This is a genomic window from Janthinobacterium fluminis (assembly GCF_028595325.1).
GTDB classification, from domain to species: Bacteria; Pseudomonadota; Gammaproteobacteria; order Burkholderiales; family Burkholderiaceae_D; genus Janthinobacterium; species Janthinobacterium fluminis.
Genome location: NZ_JAQQXR010000001.1, coordinates 603,037 through 626,743, shown reverse-complemented (window position 1 = coordinate 626,743; position 23,707 = coordinate 603,037). Strand labels below are relative to the sequence as shown.

Genomic DNA, 23,707 nt, shown 5'->3' with positions numbered 1-23,707 from the left:
GGGGACAGACCACGATTTCCGAGAAACTATTGCTTGGAAATCGTGGTCTGTCCCCGAGTCGGGTAAAATGCCCGGTTCCGCCAGGCTTTTTTGCCGCCTTCCCCCATTCCGTGAGATCTCCGCATGCAAACCTTTATTATCGGCAAAGACGCCGCCCTCGAATCGACCATCGACACCATGCAGAAGAAGCTGGCGGCGCGCGGTTTCACACTGAATGAATCTTCGCTGCTGCACGAGGTGGACGGCATCTGGTCTACCCATATGAAGGACAACGATTGTCCGATGCTGTTCTCGAACGGCAAGGGCGCGACCGAGCTGGCCGCCCGCGCCAGCGCCTACGGCGAGTTCTTCGAGCGCCTCGGCACCCATTATTTCTGGACCCACTTCCACCTCGGCGCGACGCGCGCCAACCGCCCCTTCGTCCATTATCCGCAGGAGCGCTGGTTCGCCCCGACGGAAGACGGAAAGTGGCCGGCCGAGATGCTGAACCCGGAATTGCACGCCTTCTACAACCCGGAGGGCGACATCGACGGCGAAGTGCTGGTCGATTTGAACTCGGGCAACGTCGCGCGCGGCATCTGCACGCTGCCCTACACCCGCCTGCGCGACGACAGCCAGGCGTACATTCCCGTCAATATCATCGGCAACCTGTACGTCAGCAATGGCATGGCCGCCGGCAACACGCTGAAGGAAGCCCGCACCCAGGCCCTGTCGGAAATTTTCGAGCGCGCCATCAAGTACCGCATCATCGCCGAGGGCTTGTGCCTGCCGGAAGTGCCGGACGAGATCATCGCCCGCTTCCCGAACATCCAGGCCGGCATCGCCGGGCTGCGCAAGGCCGGCTTCGGCATCCTCGTCAAGGATGCCTCGCTGGGCGGCAAGTACCCGGTCATGAACGTGACGCTGGTGCATCCGAAGGACCAGGGCGTGTTCTCCAGCTACGGCGCGCACCCGCGCTTCGAGATCGCGCTGGAGCGGGCCATGACGGAATTGCTGCAGGGCCGCGCCCTCGATTCGCTGGAAGGCTTCCCCGAGCCGGGCTTCGACATGAGCGAGATCAACGCCGTCGCCAACCTGGAAATCCATTTCGTCGATTCGAGCGGCGTGATCAGCTGGAATTTCATGGGCGACACGCCGGACTTCCCCTTTGTCGACTGGAACTTCAGCAACACCACCGAGGAGGACTACGACTGGCTGGTCGGCTGCATCCACGGCGAAGGCAAGGACATCTATGTGTCCGACTTCAGCGAGCAAGGCGCGTACAGCTGCCGCATCCTGGTGCCGGGCATGTCGGAAATCTATCCGGTCGAAGATCTGGAGTGGGAAAACAATAGCATCGGCAACGCCATCCGTCCGCAACTGCTGCGTCTGCACGAGTTGAGCGAGGCGGAAGCCGAGGACTTGCTGGCCCACTTGCAGACGTCGAATTTGAACGACGAGCGGCCGTTGTGGGAAATCCTCGGCCTGGCCATTCCGCTGGGCACGCCCTGGAAGCAGTTGCGCATCGGCGAATTGAAAACGCTGCTGGCCCTGGCCATCGGCGACAAGGAGGCGATCCTCGAAGGTTGCGACTGGATCCACCACTTCAAGGATCTGGCGCCGGCGCGCCGCCTGGTGTACCGCTGCGTAGAAAGCATGCTCAACGTCGAGGACGTGGATAACTACCGCCGTTCGCTGGTGTTGCTGTACGGCGCGGAAACCGTGCGCCAGGCCGCGGCCCTGCTGGACCGCAGCGAGCGTTTCTTCGGCCTGGAAACCCTGGGCGAGGATATGCAAGGCAGCGCAATGCACCAAACGCTGCTGGCGGCCTACGACAAGCTGTTCGCGGCCGACCGCTAAGTTGCGCCGGGCGGGGCGGCAAGGCCCCGCCGCCCACCCAAGGCCGATGCCTGCCGGTATGGAGCATCGGCCTGTTCACATCGGAACGCCATGCCATATGTATCGATCGCCGCGTTCGCGCTGCTGTATCTGGGCGTCATGCTCAGTTGGGGGATATCGCACCTGGTCGCGGCCGCGTATCTGGCCGCCAGCGCGCTTTGCCTGATTCTCTATGCCGTCGACAAGTCCGCCGCCAAGGGCGGCCGGCGGCGCACCCCGGAACGCACCCTGCTGCTGTGCGGCCTCGCCTGCGGCTGGCCGGGCGCCGTGCTGGCGCAGCAATGGCTGCGCCACAAATCCAGCAAGAAATCGTTCCGGCTGAAATTCTGGGGCACGGTGGCGCTCAATGTCGCCGCCTTCGCGGCCTTGAACTACCTGGTGTCGGCGGCGTAGGCTGGCCGCCGGGGCACTAGGCCTGCTTCTTGAAGATCGGATCGACGATGAACTGCTGCGCCTTGATGCGCAAGTCGCGTTCCTCGTCCAGCTCGGCTTTGACGTCGGCCAACTCGGCGCGCTCGGCGTCGAGCTGCGCCCTGGCCGCCGCCAGCTCGCCCTCCACCCGCGTCATGCCCTCCAGACGCAGCTGCGCCTGGATCAGCTCGGCGCGCGCCAATTCGGCCGCCTCCTCCAGCCGCGGGATGTCTTCCAGCTTGAACTGCGCCTTGGCCAAGTCCATGCGCGCCTGCTCGGCGGCCGCCTCCAGCCGTGGCAAGCTTTCCAGGCGCAACTGCACCTTGGCCAGCTCCGTGCGGGCTTGCCCGGCCACCAGGCGTTCCCGCTCCAGTTCCTCTTTCAAGGTTTCCAGCTCGGCCGCCTGAGCGTCCAGCACTTCCAGCTGGCGCTCGTTTTCCGTCGCCAGGTCGGACGCCTCCAGTTGGTGCTCGGCCATTTCCGCCTCCAGCGCGCTGCTGCTGGCGCTCACTTCCTGGCCGACGAAGTCGAGGATCGCCTGCTGCAGCACCGGCGACAGGTCGGCGACGGCGGCCACCTGGCGTTGCGCGGCGGACTTGCGGCGTTGCAGCAGCTTGCTGATCGTTCCCAGGCAACCGCTATTGCCCATGTGCTCGCGCAAGGCCCGCGACGACAGTTTCACGCCTTGGGCCTGGAGGGCGTCGGCGGCGACGTTGACTTGCTCGGCGGTTACTTTGGCTTCACGTCCCATCATATTGTGCTCATCGTGTTTGGTTAACTGATGCCGCTATCTTATATAGGGCATCAAACAGCGTAAAGTTTTTCTCCACAAATATTGCAATTTCACAATAAAACAGCGTATTGCAGACACTTTCCTTGCGGGCGCGGCGGCGCGAACTTTCAGCCGACGCCGGTATCTGATAAGGATGGTACACCTCCAGAATGCTCGCATCGTTGCCAGCGGCGCAGGTCGCATCCGGATCGAAGTGGCCCGCCTCTACCGTTCGCGCTCCCTGCAAACGGCGATAGAAAGACAATTGTCGCGGCACCACGGCATCACCGCAGTGTATGCGAATCCGCTGACGGCGCGGGTGCTGATCCTGTTCGACCCGTCGCTGCAAACCGCCCTGCTGTTGGCAGAAATCGGCATATCTGCCGTTTCCCGCCAAGCGGACGCGTCCGTCCCTGCCGCCGTGGCGGCGCCGCCGCGCAGCCCGCCACGGGCGCAGCCCGGCTATGCGCCCTGGCACGGACGCGAGGCCGCCGCCGCGCTGGCGTTTTTCGGCAGCGCCGCGCGCCGCGGCCTGGCGCAGGACGAGGCCGAGCGGCGCCTGCGCCAAGGCCAGAATGTGCTGTCGAAAGCGGCGCCGGTGTCCTCGCTGGAGATTGCGCTAAACCAGTTCAAGAACCTGCCCTCGCTACTGCTCGGCGTATCCGCCCTCGTCTCCGTCGCCACCGGCGGCCTGCCCGAGGCGGCCGCCATCGCCGCCGTGCTGGTCTTAAACGGCGGCATCGGCTTCGTCACCGAACGGCGCGCCGAATCGACGATAGCCTCGCTGTCGGAACTGGTCGACGACGTCGTGCCCGTCCTGCGCGACGGCGCCGTGCGCCAGGTCGAGTCCGCGCACCTGGTGCCCGGCGACATACTGGTGCTGACGCCCGGCATCCGCATCGGCGCCGACGCCCGCCTGCTGCAAAGCAGCGACCTGTCCATCGACGAATCCGCGCTGACCGGCGAAAGCCTGCCGGCGCCGAAGGACAGCGCGCCGCTGCCCCCAGCCACGCCGCTGCCGGGACGCCGCAACATGGCCTACCGCGGCACCGCCGTGTCGGCGGGCAGCGGCTTGGCCCTGGTGGTGGGCACCGGCGACAACACGGAGGTCGGCGCCATCCAGGCACTGAGCACGGGCACGCGCCGGCCGAAGACGCCGATCCAGCGCCAGCTCGACCACTTGGGCAACCAGCTCGTCAAGGTCAGCGGCGCCATTTGCCTGGGCATCTTCGGCCTGGGCCTGCTGCGCGGCTACCACTGGCTGCACATCCTGAAGACCTCGACCTCGCTGGCCATCGCCGCGCTGCCGGAGGGCTTGCCGGCCGTCGCCACCACCTCGCTGGCGCGCGGCATCCGGCGCATGCGCGAACACCAGGTATTGATGCGCCGCCTGCACGCGGTCGAAACCATCGGCGCGATCCAGACGATCTGCCTGGACAAGACCGGCACGCTGACGCTGAACCGGATGTCGGCGGTGGCGCTGCGCAGCCACGCGCTGCAAGCCGACCGGACGCAAGCCGACTGGCCGGCCCGCGCGGCGGACGACGCCGGACGCGCCGAACTGGCGCGCCTGCTGCAAGTGTGCGTGCTGTGCAACCAGGCCGAGCTGCGGGAGACGCCCCCGCAGGACGCCGCGCCGAACGGCTCGGCGACGGAAAACGCGCTGCTGGAACTGGCCGCCGGCGCCGGCATCGGCGCGACGCCGCTGCGCCGGCACTTTCCGCTGCTACAGACGGAGCTGCGCATGGAGGGGCGCAATTACATGCGCACCCTGCACGCCATGCCGGACGCGGCGCGGCGCTTGATCGCCGTCAAGGGCAACCCGGCCGAGGTGCTGGATTTGTGCACGCACTATCTGGCCGGCGCGCAGGCGCTGGCCCTGGACGCCGGCGCCAGGAACGCCATTGCGCGGCAAAACGAAGGCATGGCGGAGCAACAGTTGCGCGTGCTGGGCTTCGCTTTCGCCGAAGCGCCGGCCGGCGCGGACGCCGCGCCGTTGACCTGGATCGGCCTGGTCGGCCTGGCCGACCCGCTGCGGCCGGGCGTCGAACGCGTCATCGCCAGTTTCCACGACGCCGGCATCCGCACGGTGATGCTGACGGGCGACCAGGCGGCCACCGCCTATGTGATCGGCCAGTCGCTGCACTTAAATAACGGCGACGCCTTGCACATCGTCGACGCCGAGCAACTGGAGGCGATCGCACCGCAACGGCTGCAGGCCCTGGCCGACAACGCCCACATCTTCTCGCGCGTCAGCCCGGCGCGCAAACTGCAAATCGTCCGCGCGCTGCAACGCGGCGGCAAGACCATTGCCATGACCGGCGACGGCATCAACGACGGCCCGGCCCTGCGCGCAGCCGACATCGGCATTGCGATGGGCGGCGGCACCGATGTCGCGCTGTCGGTCGCCGACGTCGTACTCAAGGGCGACCGCCTCGACACGCTGCTCGAAGCCGTGCGCCAGGGCCGCACCATTTCCAACAATATCCGCAAATCGCTGCATTTCCTGCTGTCGTCGAACCTGAGCGAGATACTGGCGGTGCTCGGCTCGGTGGCCCTGGGCAGCGGCCAGCCGCTAACGCCGGTCCAATTGCTGTGGCTAAACCTACTCAGCGACATGCTGCCGGCCATAGCCCTGGTGGCGGAACCGGCGGAGGGCGACGTAATGCAGCAGGCGCCGCGCGATCCGCAACGGCCCATCGTCGGCGCCGGGGAGTTGCGCCTGTATGCGCGCGAGGCGGGCTGGCTGGCCGGCGGCGCGCTGGGCGCCTACCTGGGCGGCGTCGCCTGCCACGGCGACGGCCGGCGCGCCGGCAGCATCGCGTTCAATGCGCTGGTGCTGGGGCAATTGCTGCATGCGCTGTCGTGCCGCTCGGAGCGCCGGCGGCTGTTTGCCGCTGCCGGCGCACCGCCGAATCATCACCTGTCGCTGGCCGTCGGGGCCTCGATCGGTCTGCAGGTGGCGGCGAATCTGCTGCCCGGCTTGCGCCGCGTGCTGGGCATCGCGCCTATGGGCGCGCTCGATGCGCTGCTGGCGCTGGCGGGTGCGGGGCTGCCGCTGCTGGTGAATGAGGCGGCGAAGCCGGCAACACCGCCAGACTGAGTCGGCTGCAAAAAGCCGGGGCCGGACACGCAGGGTCAGACCCCGAATTGGCGCAGCGGACCGGCTTTGCAGTGTCGGCTCGCCGGCTCAAGGATTGGCGGCGCCGCCGCTGCCACGCTGCTGCGGGGGCGGCCGTTGCCGCGCCGTGCCCGCGTGGACGGTGTCGTCGAGCGTCTCGCCCGTCGTCGCGGCGCCGGTCCGCGCCGCCTTGGCGCCGGCGTCGGCGCGCCCCATCGCGGCGTCGGCGATTTGCCGCACGCCGCCGACGACATCGACCATCAGGTCGGCCAGCGCGTGCACGGTGCGGCTGCCGACTTCGCCGGCGGCGCCGATCAAACCGCTGGCGCCGTCCCTGACCACCCCCGTCGCGTCAACGGCGAGCTCGCGCACGCCATGCACGAGGTCCTGCGCCAGATGGGTGGCGCCGCCAACCAGGCCGCTGCCAACGTCTTCCGTGGCCGAAATGGCCTGCCTGAGCACTTGGTGGGTGACGCCCACGGCGCCGCTGCCGGCCGCGCCGGCTGGCCGCAATGCGCTCTGGCCCGGATGAGGCCCGCTGGCGCCGTCCGGGCCGCCCGCCGAGGCGGCGCCCGGCTGGGCGCCGTCGCCGTATCCGGCGGCCGCGTCCGCAGCCGCCTCGCTGGTTTGCGTCAGGCGGCTTTTGTCGCCCGACTGCGCTTCACTACTTTTGATCTCGGCCATTTTTCACTCCTATTAGTTGCGGCGCGCCGCTTGCCCGGAGCGCCTTGGCAAGTTAATCGCCGTCCCCTTCGCCAACTCCGGCGGCGGCGTCCATGACGATGGTCACTCCGGCTTGCTGGAAGGTGCTGGTCGCGTACCAGAACGCGGTGACCGCGGGCACCATCAGCCGGCCGCGTATGCTTTGCAGCAGCCCGACGGCGGAAAACAGCACTCCCGCCATAAACATCGGGTTGAGCTCGCGCCCCGTGACCAGGTTAAGCGGGCGCGCCGGCAAGGCCGGCCGCATCCCGCCGGCCGCGCCGTCAAGATCGAACAGGGCTGGCGCGCCGGCCCGCCGCAATACTTCTTGCAGGTGGCCGTTGAACTCCAGCACGATGCTGCCGGCGAGCGCATTCGTCTTGACGTTGCGCACGCCTTCTAGTCCGGAAAAACGTCTCGATAGCAGCCGGAAGTAATCGTCGTCGCCGCGTTTCTCGGGGATGGACAGCCGCACCCTCCCCGGCAACTGGTGGACGACGACGGCGTTCGTACTCATGGCATCGCGCTGCCGTTGCCGACGCTGCGCACGCCATACTCGGGCGGCGCCGCGCCGCCGTCGGGCGGCCGCGCTTCCGTGGCCGCCACGTCGGCCGGCGCCGCCTCCTGGCGGGCCGCGGCCCCGCCGTGCCGCCCGGCGTCCTCGGCGCGCACTTCGGCAATCAAGTCTTCCATCGCCTCTCCGGCCATCGCCACCGTCTCGCGGCTCTTCTCATAGAACAACATGGCGCCACGGATCAGCGACTTGGCCAGCGGCCGTCCGAGCGTGGCCAGCACGGGGGTCAGGACGGGGGCCAGCACGGTCGCGGCCAAGGCCGCGCCGACGCCCACGGCGATATTGCTTTTCAAGATATCCATCGAGCACTCCTGTTTAGATGCATAAAAATTGGACAGGATTGCGCCGGCGATGTTCCCGCCCCGGACAAAAACTACAGCGCCTGCGCCAGCGCGTGCAGCAGCAGGCCGACCAGCCCGCCCACCAGGGTGCCATTGATGCGGATGTATTGCAGGTCCTTGCCGACGTGCAGCTCAATCTTGCGCGCCGCCGTGTCGGCGTCCCATTTGCGGATCGCGCGCCGGACCACCGAGACGATGACGTCGCGGCGTTCCACGATGGTGTCGGCCAGCACGGCGCGCAGCCACGCGTTCAGTTTGCGCCGCACCGCCGCGTCACCGGCCAGCGCCTTGCCGAACACGCGCACGGCCTGCTCGGCGCCGGCCGCCAGGCGCGAGTCGGGCGCGGCTGCGTCGGCCAGCAGACGTTGCCGGACATCTTGCCAGATCTGCCCGGCATAGCGGCGCAGCAGGGGGTGGCCCAGGCCGCTGCCTATCAACGCCTGCAACTTCTCCTCGTACTCGGCGGACGTCGCCAGCTTGGCGATCAACTCCTCGGTGGCGTCCTGGAAGCGCTCGCGCCACTCGCTGTCCTCGCCCTGGATTTCGCTGAGGATCGCCTGCACCCCCTCCATCAAGCGCTCGAACAATTTCTCGTCGATGGCCTTCGGCAGCCAGCGCGGACTGTTTTCGTGCACCTTCTGGCGGATATAAGGGCGGTTCTGCTCCAGCGCCCGGGCGGCGATGCCGAGTATGCGCTCCAGCAGGACGTGGTGCTGGCGTCCGGCCACCAGCACCGACAGCACCTGCGCCAGCAGCGGCGCGAACTTGACGTCCTTGAGCGCGCTAGCCAGGGCCGTGCGCATGAAGCGCGCGGCGTCCTCGTCCTCGACGAGGCGCAGTAGCGCGGGCACGGCGCCGGCCACCTGGGCGGCGACGGCGCCGGCATTGCCGCCCTGCCCCAGCCAGCGCGCGGCGACGCCGGCGAAGTCCACCTGCGCCAGCTCTTCGCGCACCAACTCGCCGGTAATGAAATTGTGTTCGAGGAAGCTGGCGATGTTGTCGCCTATCCGGTCCTTATTGCGCGCAATGATGGCCGTGTGGGGAATCGGCAGGCCGAGCGGATGGCGGAACAGCGCCGTGACGGCGAACCAGTCGGCCAGCGCGCCCACCATCGCCGCCTCGGCGAAGGCCGCAAGGTAGACCAGGTAGGGCCGCCCCGCCTGCAACAGGCGCGCCGCGAGGAACAGCGCCGCCATCAGCGCCAGCAGGCCGGTGGCGATGCGGCGCATCCGCTTCAATTGCGCAAGCTGATCCCGTTCTCGCATTCGCTGTCTTCAGTCGCTGCCTCCCTCCATCAGACAGGACCGGCGCGGCTTGGTTCGCGCTATTCCAGCATGCCCCGCTCGGCCAGCAAGTCCTGGACCAGTTCCAGGCGCAGCACCGGGTTTTCCTGGATCAGCAGGCGCTGGCGCTGGTCGATGCCGAGCGAGAGCAATTCGCACCAGCGGTTCGCCACCCAGCCGCACTCGTCGAGCAGGAAGGGCGGCGCCAGCGGCATCTGCGCGGCCGGGATCTGGCGCTGTTGCAGCGTGCGGATCAAGGCGCCCAGCGTGTCCGCGACGTTTTGCAGCTCGGGCGGAATCGGCACGGCCTTGTCCGGCCGTTGCAGGCTCACTTCGGCCATCCACAGACCGTTCTTCAGGCGCTCACTGCTGACGATGTGGAAGCGCTCGGCGCCGACGCATTGCACCTGCAGCAAGCCGGGCATGACCATCGACCAGTCGACCACGCGGGCCAGCGCGCCGGCGGCGCTCAATGTTTCCATCTGATCCGGTTTGCGCACCTCGCTGCCGTGGCGCAGCGCGACGACGCCGAAAGGCCGGTCGGCGGCGATGCATTGGCTCACCATGTCCAGATAGCGCACCTCGAACACTTGCAATGGCAGGTGGCCGCCGGGGAACAGGCCTGTGTTAAGGGGGAATAAGGGAATCGAGGCCATCGCCCATCATGGCACGAAAGGAAATTTCGTGCTGTGGGGACATGTTGGCGCGGCAGGCAGCGCAGCGATCCGCCGCTTGCCGCGCCGCCGCTTGTTACACGGCGCTGACGTCCAGCGGCGCGCCGCTGGCGGCAATGATGTCGTCCTTCGTCACGCCCGGCGCCAGCTCGATCAGCTTCAAGCCGGCCGGCGTGACTTCAATCACGCCCAGGTCGCTGATGATCAGGTCGACCACGCCGACGCCGGTCAGGGGCAAATCGCATTGCCGCAGCAATTTGTGCGAGGTCGAACCGTCCTTGGCCGTGGCGACGTGCTCCATCAGCACGACGACGCGCTTGACGCCGGCCACCAGATCCATGGCGCCGCCCATGCCCTTGACCATTTTCCCCGGAATCATCCAGTTGGCCAGATCGCCCTTTTCCGACACCTGCATCGCGCCCAGGATGGCCAGGTTGATCTTGCCGCCGCGGATCATGCCGAAGGAATCGGCCGAGCTGAAATAGGCGCTGCCCGGCAGCGCCGTCACGGTTTGCTTGCCGGCGTTGATCAGGTCCGCATCCACTTCCGCGTCGGTCGGGAAGGGGCCGATGCCCAGCAAGCCGTTCTCCGACTGCAGGAACACCTCGATATCGGCGGGCACATAGTTCGCCACCAGCGTCGGCAGGCCGATGCCCAAATTCACATAAAAGCCGTCCTGCAGCTCCCGCGCCGCGCGCGCGGCCATTTCATCACGAGTCCATGCCATAGTAATCTCCGTATTATTCTTAGTTGGCGCGCACGGTGCGCTGTTCGATGCGCTTTTCCGGATTCGCGTTGACGACGATGCGGTGCACGAAAATGCTCGGCGTGTGCACCTCGTCCGGATCGATCTCGCCGACCTCGACCAGCTTCTCCACTTCGACGATGGTGATCTTGCCGGCCATCGCCACGTTCGGGTTGAAGTTGCGCGCCGTCTTGCGGTACACCAGGTTGCCGGCGCGGTCGGCCATATAGGCTTTCACCAGCGACACGTCGGACACGAGGCTGCGCTCCATCACATATTGCTCGCCGTCGAATTCGCGGATTTCCTTGCCGTCGGCGACGATGGTGCCCACGCCCGTCTTGGTGAAGAAGGCGGGAATGCCGGCGCCGCCGGCGCGCAGCTTTTCCGCCAGCGTGCCCTGCGGCGTGAATTCCAGTTCCAGTTCGCCGGCCAGGTATTGGCGCGCGAATTCCTTGTTTTCACCGACATAGGAGGCGATCATCTTCTTGATCTGGCGCGTCGTCAGCAACTGGCCGAGGCCGAAGCCGTCCACGCCGGCGTTGTTGGAAATGGCGGTCAGATTGCTCACGCCGGAATCGCGCAGGGCGCCGATCAGGGCCTCGGGAATGCCACACAGGCCGAAACCGCCGACGGCGATGGTTTGGCCGTCTTTGACGATGCCGGCCAGCGCCGAGGCGGCGTCAGGATAAACTTTATTCATACGTGTCCCTCTTCTTTTGTTAAGCTGTGTCGCGTCTCGTGTGTCCGATTGCAGCGTATCAGCATAAAATACGACAAGGAAAAGCACAATACCGTAGAACTACCGGCCTCTTGCCCTTACCTTACAACAGAATTGATTTCGCGCAGATGAATGTTCCGCAAGCTATCGACTACGAGACCATTTTCCTGCACGCGCCGGTCGGCATGTGCATTTCGGAAAACCGCGTCATCCAGACCTGCAACGAGGCGCTGGCCGCCATGTTCGGCTATGCGCGCGCGCAGCTGGTCGGGCAGTCGTTCCGGGTGCTGTACCCGACGATGGACGAATTCCTGCGCACGGGCGACCGCATCATCCCCATCATGAACGCCAAGGGGCGCTATTCGGACGAGCGCATCATGCGCCGCGCCAACGAGGAATTATTCTGGTGCCATGTCAGCGGCCACGCCCTGGTGGCCAACCGGCCGCTGGGCGCCGGCATCTGGACCTTCGAGGACGTCAGCGAGAAGCGCCCGGTGACGGCCGAGCTGACGCCGCGCGAGCGGGAAATCGCCGCGCTGCTGGTCGAGGGCAAGACCAGCAAGCTGATCGCGCGGCAGATCGACCTGAGCCCGCGCACGGTGGAGATGCACCGCGCCAAACTGATGCGCAAGTTCGCCGCGGCCACCTCGTCGGAGCTGGTGCACAAACTCGTCGGGCTGCAATTGCCGCGCTGACGGCCGCGCGGCGCGCCTACAGCGCCGTCATGCCGCCGTCGGCCGAAATGATGGCGCCGTTGATGAAGTGCGCATCCTCGCCCGCCAGCAACAGCAGCAAGCCGTCCAGGTCTTCCGGCTTGCCCGGGCGCTTGTGCGGCAGCATCTCGATGAGCTTCTTGCCCTGCTCGCTGGCGAAATAGTCCTCGTTGATTTCCGTCGAGATGTAACCGGGGCAGATGGCGTTCGTGTTGATGCCGTACTTGCCCCACTCCACCGCCATCGCCTTGGTCATGTGCACCATGCCGGCCTTGCTCATGCAATACACGCCGATTTGCGGCAGCACGTGCAGCCCCGCCATCGAGGCGATGTTGATGATGCGGTGCTGCTTTTTCGGGTCGCCCTTGGCGCGCGCGATCATGCGCTTGGCCGTTTCCTGGGCGACGAAGAAGGAGCCGCGCAGATTCGTGTCCATGACGAAGGCGTAGTCTTCCGGCGTGACGTCGACCAGGCGCTGCGTCGTCGACACGCCGGAATTGTTGACGAGGATGTCGATGGCCCCCGCCTCCGTTTCGGCGTGGGCGATGGCCGACTTGATGCTGGCGTAGTCCGTCACGTCCAGCGCCACGACGTGGGCGGCGCCGCCGTCGGCCTCGATTTCCGCGCGCAGCTCCTTCAGGCGCTCGGTGCGGCGCGAGGCCAGCACCACTTGCGCGCCGGCCTGGGCCAGCACTTTCGCAAAACGTGCGCCCAGTCCGCTGGACGCGCCGGTGATCAGGGCAATCTTGCCCTCAAAATTCACTTCTATGCCCACGAGCTACTCCCTGTCTTGTTGTTCGATAAGGTCATGCCAGGGGGGCGACAAGGCCGCCGCCCCTGTGTCACAGTAAGCGCAATCATTACACAAATTGTCAGGATTAGATTGCGGCGTCTAATAATGTCCCTCAAAATGGCGCCAAAGTTGCAATCCGCGCCAAAAACAAGCACACTCGTGCTTAAATTTTCAATCACCACGACGAGACCATGACACAGCCTAATAATATTGTTGAACAATACGGCCCCCGCGACACGATGGAATACGACGTCGTCGTTGTCGGCGGCGGCCCCGCTGGCCTGGCTGCCGCCATCAAACTCAAGCAACTGGCCGCCGAGGCGGGCCGGGAAGTATCGGTCTGCGTGCTGGAAAAAGGCGGCGAGCTGGGCGCGCACATCCTGTCCGGCGCCATCATGGACCCGAAGGCGCTGACCGAGCTGATACCGAACTGGAAGGAGCTGGACGCGCCGCTGCACACGGAAGTGACGGAAGACCGCATTTTGTTCCTGACCGAAACGAAAGCCATCAAGACGCCGAACTTCGCCGTGCCGGCCTGCTTCGAGAACCACGGCAACTACATCGTCTCGCTGGGCAATGTGGTGCGCTGGATGGGCCAGCAGGCCGAGGCGCTGGGCGTGGAAATCTTCCCCGGCTTCCCCGCCGCCGAGATCCTCTACAACGACGACGGCTCCGTCAAGGGCGTGGCCACCGGCAACATGGGCGTCAAGCGCGACGGCCAGCCCGGCTCCGACTTCCAGCTGGGCATGGAATTGCACGCCAAGTACACGCTGTTCGCCGAGGGCGCGCGCGGCCACCTGGGCAAGCAGTTGATGGGCAAGTACGACTTGAACAAGGGCAAGGACCCGCAATCGTATGGCATCGGCATCAAGGAATTGTGGGAAATCGACCCGGCCAAGCACAAGGCCGGCCTGGTGATCCACTCGACCGGCTGGCCGCTCGACAGCAAGACCTATGGCGGCTCCTTCCTGTACCACCTGGAAAACAACCAGGTGATGGTCGGCTACGTCGTCGGCCTGAACTACGAGAACCCCTACATGTCGCCGTACGAGGAATTCCAGCGCTACAAGACCCATCCGGCCATCCGCACCTTCTTCGAGGGCGGCAAACGCATCTCCTACGGCGCGCGGGCGATCACGGCCGGCGGCCTGCAGTCGCTGCCGAAGCTGGTGTTCCCGGGCGGCGCCCTGGTCGGCTGCGACGCCGGCTTCCTCAACATGAGCCGCATCAAGGGCAGCCACGCGGCCATCAAGAGCGGCATGCTGGCGGCCGAAGCGGCGTTCGAGGCCCTCGGCCAGCAACGCCAGCACGACGAACTGGCCGCCTACCCCCTCGCCTTCGAGCAATCCTGGTTGCACGAGGAACTGCACGTGGCCCGCAACGTCAAGCCTTGGCTGAGCAAGGGCTTGTACCTGGGTAGCGTGATGACGGCCATCGACCAGATGATCTTGCGCGGCAAGGCGCCGTGGACCTTGCGCCACAGCCACGGCGACCACGAGTGCCTGAAGCCGGCGGCCCAGTGCAAGCCCATCGTCTATCCCAAGCCGGACGGCAAGCTGACCTTCGACAAGATGTCCTCGGTGTTCATCTCGAACACCAACCACGCCGAAGACCAGCCCATCCATCTGACGCTGAAGAATGCCAGCGTGCCGGTCGACGTCAACCTGGCCACCTACGCGGGGCCGGAGGCGCGCTACTGTCCGGCCGGCGTGTACGAGTTCGTCAAGGCCGAAGACGGCGCCGACCGCCTGCAGATCAATGCGCAGAACTGCGTGCACTGCAAGACCTGCGACATCAAGGACCCGACCCAGAACATCGTCTGGGTGACACCGGAGGGCGGCGGCGGGCCGAACTATCCGAATATGTAAGCGATTGTTGGCGGCGCGGCGCCCAGGCTGCGCCGCCCGGCACGCCTCTCCTGCTGCCTCATTTCCGCCTAGAAGACTCGCCAATATTTCCAGCGACCATTATTTCCATATAGTATTATTACGTTCCCTATAATATTAATTGGTAAATCATGCTGGATTTTAAATTTCACTTTCGCGCCGCCTTTGCCGTCCTCGCCTTCGCCACCGCGCAGGCAAGCGCCACCTCAATCCCCATCCTCAACGCCTCGTTCGAGGCGGACACGACTTACGGGGTGAGCGGAGGCCAGAACAAGTACACGGTCGGCTCGCCCGCCAACTGGAGCGCGGTGGGAACCAGCGGATATTGGCACCCCAGCGACTACCACTACGGCGGCGGCATGGGGACCAAACCCGCTCCTAACGTTCCCGATGGCGTCAACGTCGGATTCATCTTTGGCGGAGGATCGCTGTCGCAGACCCTGGGCGCAACGCTGACGAGCAACACCAGCTACACGCTGTCGCTTGCAGTGGGCCACCGCATCGGGTTAGGCCAGCCCAGCTATCTAATCGAACTGCTCGCCGGCGGCAAGGTCATCGCCAGCTTTGCCAATCCCATCCACCCCTCGTCGGGCAAGTTTGGCCTTGCAACCCTGAACTATGAATCCTCCGCGCACGAGGACTATGTTGGCCGCGCCCTCGGCATTCGCCTCAGCTCCCTGAGCTCGGCTGTGGAGTTTGACAAGATCGCGCTAAACGCAGTGTCAGCGGTGCCGGAAGCGCAGACCTACGCCATGCTGCTGACAGGCTTGGGCTTGCTGGGCTTCGTGCGCCGCCGTGGCGCGCGGGGCAAGGCCAACGCCTGCGCAAGGGTGTAAATAATTTTGTGTAGACGGTCATTTGGCAGGACACTGCCCCCCCAAAGGGGAATCAATGACCGTCGCAAAGCGTAACAAGCGGGCCAAGCCCGATCCGGTGTTGCTCAAACTGAGCCACCAGCCTGCCGGCCAACCACAAAAACCCGAAGACCTGATCGGTAAAAATGGCCTGCTCAAGCATCTCACCAAGATGCTGGTGGCGCGCGCCCTGGAGGTCGGGATGACCAACCACCAGGGCCACGACAAGAGCGGCCAAGTCTGCAACGACACCGCCAATACCCGCAACGACCATGGTGGCAAAACCCTCAAAGGCGATTTCGACGCACTGCCGCTCGATATCCCCCGCGACCGCCAAGACACATTAGCCCTGCAAATCGTCGGCAAGCACCAGACCCGCCGCCACGAACATTCCCGATGGCGTCAACGTCGGATTCATCTGGGCCGGAGGATCGCTGTCGCAGACCCTGGACGCGACGCTGATGAGCAACACCAACTACACGCTGTCGCTTGCAGTGGGCCAGCGCCTCGCGTCAAGCCCGCCCAACTGTCTAATCGAACTGCTCGCCGGCGGCAAGGTCATCGCCAGCTTTGCCAATCCCATCCAGCTCTCTCCGGGCAAGTTTGGCCTCGCAACCCTGAACTATGAGTCGTCCGCGCACGAAGACTATGTCGGCCGCGTGCTCGGCATTCGCCTCCGCGCCCTGAACGAGGCGGTGGAGTTTGACAAGATCGCGCTGAGCACGGTGTCGGCGGTGCCGGAAGCGCAGACTTACGCCATGCTGCTGGCGGGCTTAGGCTTGCTGGGCTTCGTGCGCCGCCGTGGCTCGCGTGGCAAAGCCAACGCCGGCGCTTAGCGCGTAGGCGACACGGCGCACGCAGCGGTGCGCCGCGCATCGGCCTGCCTCTTGAACGCCATAGGCATGGCGCCAAAATAGGCCGGCAAATGCCGCCTCCCCCATCCCGGCAACACAGCGCGGCAGCCGCTAGGCCCGCGCTGTTTATATTATGCGAAGCATCATTTCCCCGACTGCGGCAATGCCGCCGCTCAGCCTGTTTCTGGAGTAAGCTTGTAGTCCGATACGCGCAAAATGTTTCTATTATGCACTTCTAACGGTTACAATTCCCTCTGGCAAACTTTTCCCTCCCCTTCCATCCATGAGCGCCACCGTGCCCCAAGAATTGCCACTCGAAGCAGAATTACAAGAAGCCATTGCCCACCATCAGGCCGGACGCTTTGAGCAAGCCGAGACACGCTACCTCGACATCCTGAAGGCGCAGCCCTATCATGCCATCGCCAACCACAATATGGGTTTGCTGGCGGGACAAGTCGGGCAATATGCGGCGGGCTTGCCCTATCTGCGCCAGGCGCTGTCGGTCAACCCGGACGAGGGACAATTCTGGCTGTCCTATGCGGATGGCTTAATCAAGGCGGGTCAAGCCGGGGAGGCGCTGGACATTCTCGACAGCGCATATAAGCGCGGCCTCGACAATCCATCGTCGCAAGCTTTGCGCCTACAGGCCGAAACGGCAGTATCCGAGGCCGCCAAGGCACCGTCGGATGCCGAGATCGGGCACATTGTCGCCATTTACAACAGCGGCGACTACGTGCAACTGGAAGACGCCACCCGCGCGCTGCTGGCGCAGTATCCCGAGTCGGCATTCGCCTGGAGCGTGCTCGGTACCGCCTTGCAACTGCAGGGCAAAGATGCCTTGCAGGTCTTGCAAAAAACGGTGGAACTGGCCCCGTGCGACGCCGAAGCGCATGGCAATCTAGGCAATGCATGGCAAATGCACGGGCAATTCGAGCGCGCCGTCGATAGTTACTTACGGGCGCTGGACCTCAACCCCGACTTTGTCGAGGCCCATAGAAATCTGGGGCGTGCGCTGCATGTCCAACACCGCTTAGCCGATGCCGAGCAGAGTTACCGCCGCGCCTTGGCACTGCACCCCAGCTATGCCGTAGCGCATTTAAACCTGGGCAATGTATTGAGGGAGCAGGAAAAGTTTGAGGCGGCAATTGCCAGCTACCACGATGCGTTAAAGCTGATACCTGACAACGCCGAAGCGCACAGCCACTTAGCGCTTGCCCTGGAGGAAATTGGCCAACGCGAGCAAGCACTGGCATTCCACGAACGCTCCGTGGCACTGGACCCGGAATCGGAATTGGCATTACTCTATCTAAGCGATTGTTTAAGAAAGTTGCGCCGTTTCGATGAAGCGGCCAGTCTTCTGCAAAACGCGCTGGCGAAGAATCCTGGGAATGCTGAAATGCACAACAATCTCGGTCTGATCCTGCAAAACCATGGCAAGCTGGAAGAGGCAATCGCAGCCTACCAGCAGGCGGTGGATCTGGCGCCCGATTTTGCTATGGCATACTGCAACATGGGCGCGGCGCAACAAGCCCTCAAGCAATTTGACAAGGCACAAGCCAACTACCTGCGGGCGCTGGAAAACGAACCGCGATTTGTGCTCGCGCATTTCAACTTAGCAACTTGTTGGCGCGAACTAGGCCAGTACGACACTGCACTCGCCGGCTTTCAACAGGTGATCGCAATACAGCCCAATCACATCGAAGCCTATGTTAACATTGCCGGCCTCTTGGGGGATGCCGGCAGGATTGACGAGGCGATTGACAGCTGTCGCACGGCGCTTAGCATCAACCCCACCTTTGAAAAGGCCCACAGCAGCTTGCTCTTCATGCTGTCACACAGCATCCGCGCAAGTGCCGACTCCTTGTTTGCCGAGCATCAACGCTTTGGCGACGTATTCGAAGCGCCCTTAAGAGCAAGCTGGCCTGAGCACAGCAACTCCCGCGCTCCGGAACGCTGTCTGCAAGTGGGTTTTGTTTCAGGCGACTTCAATGATCATGCCGTCCCACACTTTGTCATCCCGATACTGGAGAATTTATGCCGTTCGCCCCGGCTGTCTTTACACGCATACTACAACTGCACGCGAGAAGACGCCGTCACCAAGCGGCTGCGCGGCCTGTTTCCCCATTGGCAGCAAGTCAGCGCGCTATCCGATGCGGAACTGGCGAAACAAATTGCCGAGGATGGCATTGATGTGCTGATCGATTTGTCCGGTCACACGGCGAAGCACCGCTTGTTGACTTTTACCCGCAAGCCGGCCCCCATACAAGCGAGCTGGATCGGCTATCCGGGCAGCACGGGCTTGCAGGCTGTAGATTACTTCCTGACAGACCGTTTCGTACTTCCGCCAGGCAGGTTTGAAAGCCAGTATACAGAAAAATTCGCCTATCTACCGGCGGCGTGGCCGTACTTGCCATCCTCAGACGCTCCAGAAGTGAACAGCCTGCCGGCTCTGGCGAACGGCTGCATTACGTTCGCCAGCTTCAACAGGACCACCAAACTCAGCCGCGAAGTCATCGCCCTATGGTCGCAACTACTACGCGCAGTCCCGACCTCCCGCATGTTGCTGGCGGCGATGCCGAAGGACGGAGTCCACGAACAATGGATCGAGTGGTTCGCCAGCGAAGGCATTAGCCAAGACCGCCTCAGCTTCCATCCCCGCACAAACGTGAAAGACTACCTGGCCCTGCATCTACAGGTCGACATCGCCCTCGATACTTTCCCATACACGGGGGGAACGACCACACTGAATGGTTTATGGATGGGCGTGCCGACGCTGACCCTCGCCGGCGACACCACCGCCGGCCGAACCAGTGCCGCGATTCTTGGACATGTGCAACTGGACGCCTTTGTCGCCGAGGACGCCGAGGATTTCGTCAAAAAAGGCGCTTACATTGCCAATGATCTGGCCCTGCTGGCGAGCATACGCGGCAGCGCCAGGCAATTGCTGGCCAACTCGGCCCTGGGCCAACCGGCCCTGATCGCGGCCGGACTGGAGGCAGCCTTGCGCGCCATGTGGCAGCGCTGGTGCGCAGGCTTGCCGGCCGCCTCCTTTGAAGTCGACCAACAAACCACGCGGAATACCCTGCCATGAAGCGAGATAACAGCACACCGATCTATGTTACGCAGCCGCTCCTGCCCGATTTACAGGATTTCATCCCCTATCTGGAAAGTATTTGGCAGAACAAGATCCTGACCAATGGCGGACCATTCCACCAGCAACTGGAACAGGCGCTGTGCGACTACTTGGGGGTAAAGCACATCTGCCTATTTGCCAATGGCACACTGGCGCTGATCACGGCCTTGCAGGCATTACGCATCACGGGCGAAGTCATCACCACGCCCTACTCCTTCGTCGCGACGGCGCATTCCCTGCTATGGAACGGCATCAAGCCCGTGTTTGCAGACATTGATCCGCAAACATTCAATTTGGACCCCGAGCGCGTCGAAGCGGCTATTACACCGCAAACGACCGCCATCCTACCGGTCCATTGTTATGGCCGTCCATGCAACGTCGAGCGCATACAGAAAATCGCCGACAATTACGGCCTGAAAGTTATCTATGACGCGGCGCACGCGTTCGGCGTGCGGCATCAGGGAGGCAGCGTGCTGAACTACGGCGACCTGTCGGTTCTGAGTTTTCATGCGACAAAGGTATTCAATACCTTTGAAGGCGGCGCCATCATTTGTCCGGATGCGAAAACCAAACAGCGGATCGACCACCTGAAGAATTTCGGTTTCGTCGACGAGGTCACTGTCGTTGCCCCGGGGATCAATGGAAAAATGAGTGAAATCAATGCCGCCTTCGGCCTGCTTCAGTTGCAACATGTCGACAAGGCATTGCAGCAGCGCCAGGCAATCGACGCGCGCTACCGCGCCAACCTGGCCGGGATAAAAGGCATACGCTGCATTTCGCCAGGTTTGGAGTCAGGGGCCAACCATGCCTACTTCCCCATTTTGGTGGAGCCCGAATTTCCCTTGAGTCGAGATGAGCTTTATCAGCACTTACGTGAAAACAATATTTTTTCCCGGCGCTATTTCCACCCATTGATTAGCGACTTTCCCATGTACCGCGGCATGCCCTCATCCGCACATGCCAATTTGCCAGTCGCCCGAACGGCTGCCGAGCAGGTGATTTGCCTGCCGCTCTACCCCACCCTGGACAACGCGCAAATTGAACTGATCACCGATACCATCGCCGCCAGCGCCAAAGTGTCGGCCACGCGCTGACATCGCGGCAGGCGAGGATTGGCAATGGATACTGCCGTGGCAATATATGCAGACACTATGTCGCCGCCCACATCTGACTATGTCTCTCAGAAAGAAGCTATGAATACATCTCAAAAAGCAATTCCTCCTTCGCAAGCGATTTTAATCTTCCCTAGCTGCATGCCACGTGCACTTGAATATTTACAGAAATGCCAGCGTGAAAATATCAACGTGATTGGTTCGTCTTCGCTGACTCACGATGTTTCCCGTGACAAATACCCCGACTGGTTCTATCTCCCCTACATTACGGATGCCGCGTTTCCCGACGCGTTACGGCAAGCCATTGCCACCTTCGACATTGGCGGAATTTACTGTCCGAACCCCGTGGCCTGGGACTTCCTGAACCTGGCGCTCGGCGAGATTGCCCCCCATGTAAGCCTGGTCAACGAAGCACCGACCGATGTGGAGTTAAGCAGATACCATCTGGCGCAAGCAACGGCCCGTTCATGGATTAGCGGACCGCTCTTTCTGGCAAGCGAACTGCCCGCCAAAGCAAGCATATCGCACATGGAACTGGCTTCCCTGTTCCGTCATGCCGACCAGATACCGGGGATGTGCGACCATGAAAAAGTATTCGCCCTCTGCGAAGTGGCACGCCACAGCGTCGCCGGCGACATCGTGGAAATCGGCAGTTGGTGGGGGAAGTCAGCCTTCGTCCTGGCCAGGCTGGCACTGTGCTACGACATAGGAAAACTGCTATGCGTTGATCCTTGGACCAGCGAAAATCTGGTGCAAAACGATGAAAGCGGCATGGTTGACCGCTTGTCGGCCCAAATGGATGCCGATGGCGCATTGGCAATATTTGAAATGAATTTACTTCCATACAATCAAAAACATATCAATTATCTCAGGATGCCGTCGACCGACGCGGCGCGCCGCTACCGGGACACGCATTGCGCCGCCACCAACACATTTGGCCGCACCGAGTACTGTGGCGGAATAGCAATACTGCACATCGACGGCAACCATGCCTATGACGCCGTAAAAGCCGATGTCGAGTCCTGGGCCGAGCACGTGGTGGCCGGCGGCTGGGTCATTTTCGACGATTATGTCTGGCCCTATGGCGACGGGCCGCAAAGGATTGGCGATGATTTCCTAATGCAACAACAAGATCGCATCGGCACGGCATTCGTGATGGGTACGGCATTGTTCGTCCAACTGGCGCGCCCTCCGCGCGCATCCTGAGCAGATTGCAAGGCAACCATGGGCCTGGCATGCCCATGGCTTACAGATAACGATCGCCCGCTTGCCGGTCGCGCACTTTTTTTGCTGGCACGCCGTAACTGACACAGAATGCCTCCACCGCGTGGAGCACCACAGCCCCTCCGCCGATCACGCTGTGCTCGCCGATCACAACACGGTCGAACACGACGGCGCCTATTCCCACTGCCGTGTAACTGCCGATTCGGCAATATCCGCCAGTTGTAACGCCAGGGGCGAGACTGGAAAAATCACTCATCACAGAATCATGGTCCAGCGACGCCTTGGTATTGACGATACATAAGCGCCCCAACTGGCAACATGGGCCAAGGACAGCCCCGGCCATGACGACCGTTCCCTCGCCAATCAGCACGGCTTTGCCGATGCTGGCGTTCGGATGCACCGCATTGACAAACCGCAGTTGCGGACAGGCCAGCGCGATTCGGGCCGCCACCGCCGCCCTGGCGTGATTATCGCCAATCGCGACAATCACGCCAGCCAAATCATGCTGGCGGACCAGGGCGGGCAGATCGTCCTCGGCGCCAAGAATGCTATATCCCAGCGTTTCCTCCCCTATCGGACGGAACGAGTCAAGCAAACCGACGATGGCGTAGCTGTTCTGCTGCTCAACAATATCGATAACGGCCTTAGCCTGCCCCGACGATCCCACCACGATAATATTGTCCATTTTGCCTTCTGAATACATAGAGGCCGCCACTCGGGGCAGTCGGTAGCGTAACGCCAAGTCCGGCGCGGACACAGTCTCGGGTATCGGCACACGGCACCACGCTCAAAAACGGCTCTTACTATAGCGACGAGTGTCGCGAACATCAAGCCATGTCCCCGCTCATTGGCCGGAAAACGTGGGCGTTGCGTTTGCAACGTAAAGTCGTCGTCGCCGCGTTCAAGCCTTGGAAGTGGAATAATCAAAAAAATTTCCATAAGGCATTTAATAAAGTGCCGGGGATGGTCGTCTTGTACTTGTGAGAGCGCAAAAAACCGTTGCTCCACACTGAACCCACCAAACCAGGAGTTACACCATGCTGAGCCTTCACACAAACACCGCCGCCCTGTCCGCACAAAACTCGATCTCCCGCACTCAGCAATCGCTGTCGACTTCGATGACGCGCCTGGGCACCGGCTTCCGTATCAACTCGGCAATGGATGACGCTGCCGGCCTGCAAATTGCAACCCGCCTGAAAGCGCAAACCAGCGGCATGGCAAAGGCCATGGAAAACACCCAGAACAGCACCTCGCTGCTGCAAACGGCCGAAGGCGCGTTCAGCGAAGTCTCCAACATGCTGGTTCGCATGAAAGACCTGGCAACGCAAGCAGCCGATGCATCGTCCAGCACAGCCGACAAAACCGCTATCCAGTCCGAATACGACGCACTGGGCCAGGAATTGTACAACGTCGTTACCAATACCCGTTTCGGCGGCAGCCTGCTGCTGGGTGATGGCGCGGCTGCGGCCAGCGGCACCCTGTCGACCAGCATGACCTTCCAGATCGGCGCGGGCGCCAGCGAAAAAATGACGTTTGACGCCTCCGCTACCCTGGCTAGCCTGAAGACCACTTTGTTTGCAGCCAGCGCCAACTATGCGGCCGCTGCAGTGGCTGGCGGCGAAGTCAGCAGCGGCACGTCGGCAAATGCCGCTATCGGCGCTCTGACCACTGCAATCAGCAGCGTCGGCGCGTTGCAATCGTCGATCGGTGCAGTAGCCAACCGTCTGGACCACATCAACACCAACTTGATGAACATCTCGACCAACACCAAGGCCGCTACCGGCCGCATCATGGACGTTGACTTCGCGACGGAAAGCTCGAAAATGACCTCCAGCCAAATGTTGCTGCAAGCCGGCACCGCAATGCTGAAACAAAGCAACAGCATGTCCTCGATGGTCATGTCCCTGCTGCAATAATGC

The 23,707-nt window shown here is 63.1% G+C and carries 22 protein-coding genes and 1 pseudogene; 12 read left to right on the top strand and 11 right to left on the bottom strand.

All coding sequences use genetic code 11. The annotated features are described in order from the left end of the window. The first annotated feature begins 123 nt into the window (after positions 1 to 123). Positions 124 to 1,839 (top strand): 30S ribosomal protein S12 methylthiotransferase accessory factor YcaO, encoded by a 1,716-nt coding sequence (gene ycaO / locus OIK44_RS02895; RefSeq protein ID WP_273669167.1) that lies wholly within the window; start codon positions 124 to 126, stop codon positions 1,837 to 1,839. 90 nt (positions 1,840 to 1,929) lie between these two features. Continuing rightward, positions 1,930 to 2,271, top strand: a complete 342-nt coding sequence (locus OIK44_RS02890) for a DUF1294 domain-containing protein (protein WP_273669166.1) — start codon at positions 1,930 to 1,932, stop codon at positions 2,269 to 2,271. Positions 2,272 to 2,287: 16 nt separating this feature from the next. Here OIK44_RS02890 and OIK44_RS02885 read toward each other — a convergent pair whose 3' ends face one another. Next, positions 2,288 to 3,043, bottom strand: coding sequence for a DNA-binding protein (locus tag OIK44_RS02885; protein ID WP_273669165.1), 756 nt, complete (start codon positions 3,041 to 3,043; stop codon positions 2,288 to 2,290). A gap of 7 nt (positions 3,044 to 3,050) precedes the next feature. After that, positions 3,051 to 3,326, bottom strand: a complete 276-nt coding sequence (locus OIK44_RS02880) for a hypothetical protein (protein WP_273669164.1) — start codon at positions 3,324 to 3,326, stop codon at positions 3,051 to 3,053. On the opposite strand from OIK44_RS02880, the gene OIK44_RS02875 reads away from it, so the two are divergent. Continuing rightward, positions 3,327 to 6,164, top strand: a complete 2,838-nt coding sequence (locus OIK44_RS02875) for a cation-translocating P-type ATPase (RefSeq protein WP_273669163.1) — start codon at positions 3,327 to 3,329, stop codon at positions 6,162 to 6,164. 87 nt (positions 6,165 to 6,251) lie between these two features. Here the strand turns inward: OIK44_RS02875 and OIK44_RS02870 are convergent, their stop codons facing one another. The 7 genes from OIK44_RS02870 to OIK44_RS02840 form a co-directional block, all read right to left on the bottom strand. Next, the gene (locus OIK44_RS02870) at positions 6,252 to 6,866 is read right to left on the bottom strand and encodes a hypothetical protein (protein ID WP_273669162.1); all 615 of its coding nucleotides are present in this window, start codon (positions 6,864 to 6,866) and stop codon (positions 6,252 to 6,254) included. 52 nt (positions 6,867 to 6,918) lie between these two features. Further along, positions 6,919 to 7,401 (bottom strand): HMA2 domain-containing protein, encoded by a 483-nt coding sequence (locus tag OIK44_RS02865; RefSeq protein ID WP_273669160.1) that lies wholly within the window; start codon positions 7,399 to 7,401, stop codon positions 6,919 to 6,921. After that, positions 7,398 to 7,760 (bottom strand): DUF5132 domain-containing protein, encoded by a 363-nt coding sequence (locus tag OIK44_RS02860; RefSeq protein ID WP_273669159.1) that lies wholly within the window; start codon positions 7,758 to 7,760, stop codon positions 7,398 to 7,400. The genes OIK44_RS02865 and OIK44_RS02860 overlap by 4 nt, the downstream gene beginning before the upstream one ends. Before the next feature lie 71 nt (positions 7,761 to 7,831). Beyond that, entirely contained in the window at positions 7,832 to 9,064 is a 1,233-nt protein-coding gene (locus tag OIK44_RS02855) for a DUF445 domain-containing protein (RefSeq protein WP_273669158.1), read from the bottom strand. Positions 9,065 to 9,123: 59 nt separating this feature from the next. Next, complete coding sequence (locus tag OIK44_RS02850) at positions 9,124 to 9,738, bottom strand: LON peptidase substrate-binding domain-containing protein (protein ID WP_273669157.1); 615 nt, start codon at positions 9,736 to 9,738, stop codon at positions 9,124 to 9,126. Positions 9,739 to 9,832: 94 nt separating this feature from the next. Next, the gene (locus OIK44_RS02845) at positions 9,833 to 10,483 is read right to left on the bottom strand and encodes a 3-oxoacid CoA-transferase subunit B (protein WP_273669156.1); all 651 of its coding nucleotides are present in this window, start codon (positions 10,481 to 10,483) and stop codon (positions 9,833 to 9,835) included. A 19-nt stretch (positions 10,484 to 10,502) separates the two neighbouring features. Beyond that, positions 10,503 to 11,201, bottom strand: coding sequence for a CoA transferase subunit A (locus OIK44_RS02840; protein ID WP_273669155.1), 699 nt, complete (start codon positions 11,199 to 11,201; stop codon positions 10,503 to 10,505). 146 nt (positions 11,202 to 11,347) lie between these two features. On the opposite strand from OIK44_RS02840, the gene OIK44_RS02835 reads away from it, so the two are divergent. After that, entirely contained in the window at positions 11,348 to 11,914 is a 567-nt protein-coding gene (locus tag OIK44_RS02835; RefSeq protein ID WP_273669154.1) for a LuxR C-terminal-related transcriptional regulator, read from the top strand. Positions 11,915 to 11,930: 16 nt separating this feature from the next. Here OIK44_RS02835 and OIK44_RS02830 read toward each other — a convergent pair whose 3' ends face one another. Beyond that, positions 11,931 to 12,707, bottom strand: coding sequence for an SDR family oxidoreductase (locus OIK44_RS02830; RefSeq protein ID WP_273669153.1), 777 nt, complete (start codon positions 12,705 to 12,707; stop codon positions 11,931 to 11,933). Positions 12,708 to 12,916: 209 nt separating this feature from the next. On the opposite strand from OIK44_RS02830, the gene OIK44_RS02825 reads away from it, so the two are divergent. The 7 genes and pseudogenes from OIK44_RS02825 (at position 12,917) to OIK44_RS02795 (ending at position 21,770) form a co-directional block, all read left to right on the top strand. Next, on the top strand, positions 12,917 to 14,593 hold the full coding sequence (locus OIK44_RS02825; RefSeq protein WP_273669152.1) for an electron transfer flavoprotein-ubiquinone oxidoreductase: 1,677 nt from the start codon (positions 12,917 to 12,919) through the stop codon (positions 14,591 to 14,593). Positions 14,594 to 14,742: 149 nt separating this feature from the next. Continuing rightward, on the top strand, positions 14,743 to 15,447 hold the full coding sequence (locus OIK44_RS02820) for a PEP-CTERM sorting domain-containing protein (protein ID WP_273669151.1): 705 nt from the start codon (positions 14,743 to 14,745) through the stop codon (positions 15,445 to 15,447). A gap of 55 nt (positions 15,448 to 15,502) precedes the next feature. Next, positions 15,503 to 15,844, top strand: a pseudogene (locus tag OIK44_RS02815) (transposase); the annotation flags it as partial. Between the two features lie 10 nt (positions 15,845 to 15,854). Further along, positions 15,855 to 16,301 carry a PEP-CTERM sorting domain-containing protein gene (locus OIK44_RS02810; RefSeq protein WP_420213821.1) on the top strand — a complete coding sequence of 149 codons (447 nt, stop codon included), beginning with the start codon at positions 15,855 to 15,857 and terminating at the stop codon, positions 16,299 to 16,301. A gap of 301 nt (positions 16,302 to 16,602) precedes the next feature. Beyond that, positions 16,603 to 19,410, top strand: coding sequence for a tetratricopeptide repeat protein (locus OIK44_RS02805; RefSeq protein ID WP_273669149.1), 2,808 nt, complete (start codon positions 16,603 to 16,605; stop codon positions 19,408 to 19,410). After that, entirely contained in the window at positions 19,407 to 20,546 is a 1,140-nt protein-coding gene (locus OIK44_RS02800; RefSeq protein ID WP_273669148.1) for a DegT/DnrJ/EryC1/StrS family aminotransferase, read from the top strand. Before OIK44_RS02805 ends, OIK44_RS02800 begins: the two co-directional genes overlap by 4 nt. A gap of 99 nt (positions 20,547 to 20,645) precedes the next feature. Next, on the top strand, positions 20,646 to 21,770 hold the full coding sequence (locus OIK44_RS02795; RefSeq protein WP_273669147.1) for a class I SAM-dependent methyltransferase: 1,125 nt from the start codon (positions 20,646 to 20,648) through the stop codon (positions 21,768 to 21,770). Between the two features lie 40 nt (positions 21,771 to 21,810). Here OIK44_RS02795 and OIK44_RS02790 read toward each other — a convergent pair whose 3' ends face one another. After that, positions 21,811 to 22,473 (bottom strand): acetyltransferase, encoded by a 663-nt coding sequence (locus OIK44_RS02790; protein WP_273669146.1) that lies wholly within the window; start codon positions 22,471 to 22,473, stop codon positions 21,811 to 21,813. Between the two features lie 352 nt (positions 22,474 to 22,825). Between OIK44_RS02790 and OIK44_RS02785 the strand changes: the two genes are divergently transcribed. Continuing rightward, the gene (locus OIK44_RS02785) at positions 22,826 to 23,704 is read left to right on the top strand and encodes a flagellin N-terminal helical domain-containing protein (protein WP_273669145.1); all 879 of its coding nucleotides are present in this window, start codon (positions 22,826 to 22,828) and stop codon (positions 23,702 to 23,704) included. Positions 23,705 to 23,707: the final 3 nt, after the last annotated feature.

Bases quoted from the DNA above. Each gene is read 5' to 3' on its own strand.
- OIK44_RS02840 (WP_273669155.1), bottom strand. From the start codon at position 11,201: ATGAATAAAGTTTATCCTGACGCCGCCTCGGCGCTGGCCGGCATCGTC.
- OIK44_RS02790 (WP_273669146.1), bottom strand. From the start codon at position 22,473: ATGGACAATATTATCGTGGTGGGATCGTCGGGGCAGGCTAAGGCCGTT.
- OIK44_RS02795 (WP_273669147.1), top strand. From the start codon at position 20,646: ATGAATACATCTCAAAAAGCAATTCCTCCTTCGCAAGCGATTTTAATC.
- OIK44_RS02855 (WP_273669158.1), bottom strand. From the start codon at position 9,064: ATGCGAGAACGGGATCAGCTTGCGCAATTGAAGCGGATGCGCCGCATC.
- ycaO (WP_273669167.1), top strand. From the start codon at position 124: ATGCAAACCTTTATTATCGGCAAAGACGCCGCCCTCGAATCGACCATC.
- OIK44_RS02865 (WP_273669160.1), bottom strand. From the start codon at position 7,401: ATGAGTACGAACGCCGTCGTCGTCCACCAGTTGCCGGGGAGGGTGCGG.
- OIK44_RS02805 (WP_273669149.1), top strand. From the start codon at position 16,603: ATGAGCGCCACCGTGCCCCAAGAATTGCCACTCGAAGCAGAATTACAA.
- OIK44_RS02825 (WP_273669152.1), top strand. From the start codon at position 12,917: ATGACACAGCCTAATAATATTGTTGAACAATACGGCCCCCGCGACACG.
- OIK44_RS02785 (WP_273669145.1), top strand. From the start codon at position 22,826: ATGCTGAGCCTTCACACAAACACCGCCGCCCTGTCCGCACAAAACTCG.
- OIK44_RS02845 (WP_273669156.1), bottom strand. From the start codon at position 10,483: ATGGCATGGACTCGTGATGAAATGGCCGCGCGCGCGGCGCGGGAGCTG.
- OIK44_RS02800 (WP_273669148.1), top strand. From the start codon at position 19,407: ATGAAGCGAGATAACAGCACACCGATCTATGTTACGCAGCCGCTCCTG.
- OIK44_RS02870 (WP_273669162.1), bottom strand. From the start codon at position 6,866: ATGGCCGAGATCAAAAGTAGTGAAGCGCAGTCGGGCGACAAAAGCCGC.
- OIK44_RS02850 (WP_273669157.1), bottom strand. From the start codon at position 9,738: ATGGCCTCGATTCCCTTATTCCCCCTTAACACAGGCCTGTTCCCCGGC.
- OIK44_RS02890 (WP_273669166.1), top strand. From the start codon at position 1,930: ATGCCATATGTATCGATCGCCGCGTTCGCGCTGCTGTATCTGGGCGTC.
- OIK44_RS02820 (WP_273669151.1), top strand. From the start codon at position 14,743: ATGCTGGATTTTAAATTTCACTTTCGCGCCGCCTTTGCCGTCCTCGCC.
- OIK44_RS02835 (WP_273669154.1), top strand. From the start codon at position 11,348: ATGAATGTTCCGCAAGCTATCGACTACGAGACCATTTTCCTGCACGCG.
- OIK44_RS02885 (WP_273669165.1), bottom strand. From the start codon at position 3,043: ATGATGGGACGTGAAGCCAAAGTAACCGCCGAGCAAGTCAACGTCGCC.
- OIK44_RS02860 (WP_273669159.1), bottom strand. From the start codon at position 7,760: ATGGATATCTTGAAAAGCAATATCGCCGTGGGCGTCGGCGCGGCCTTG.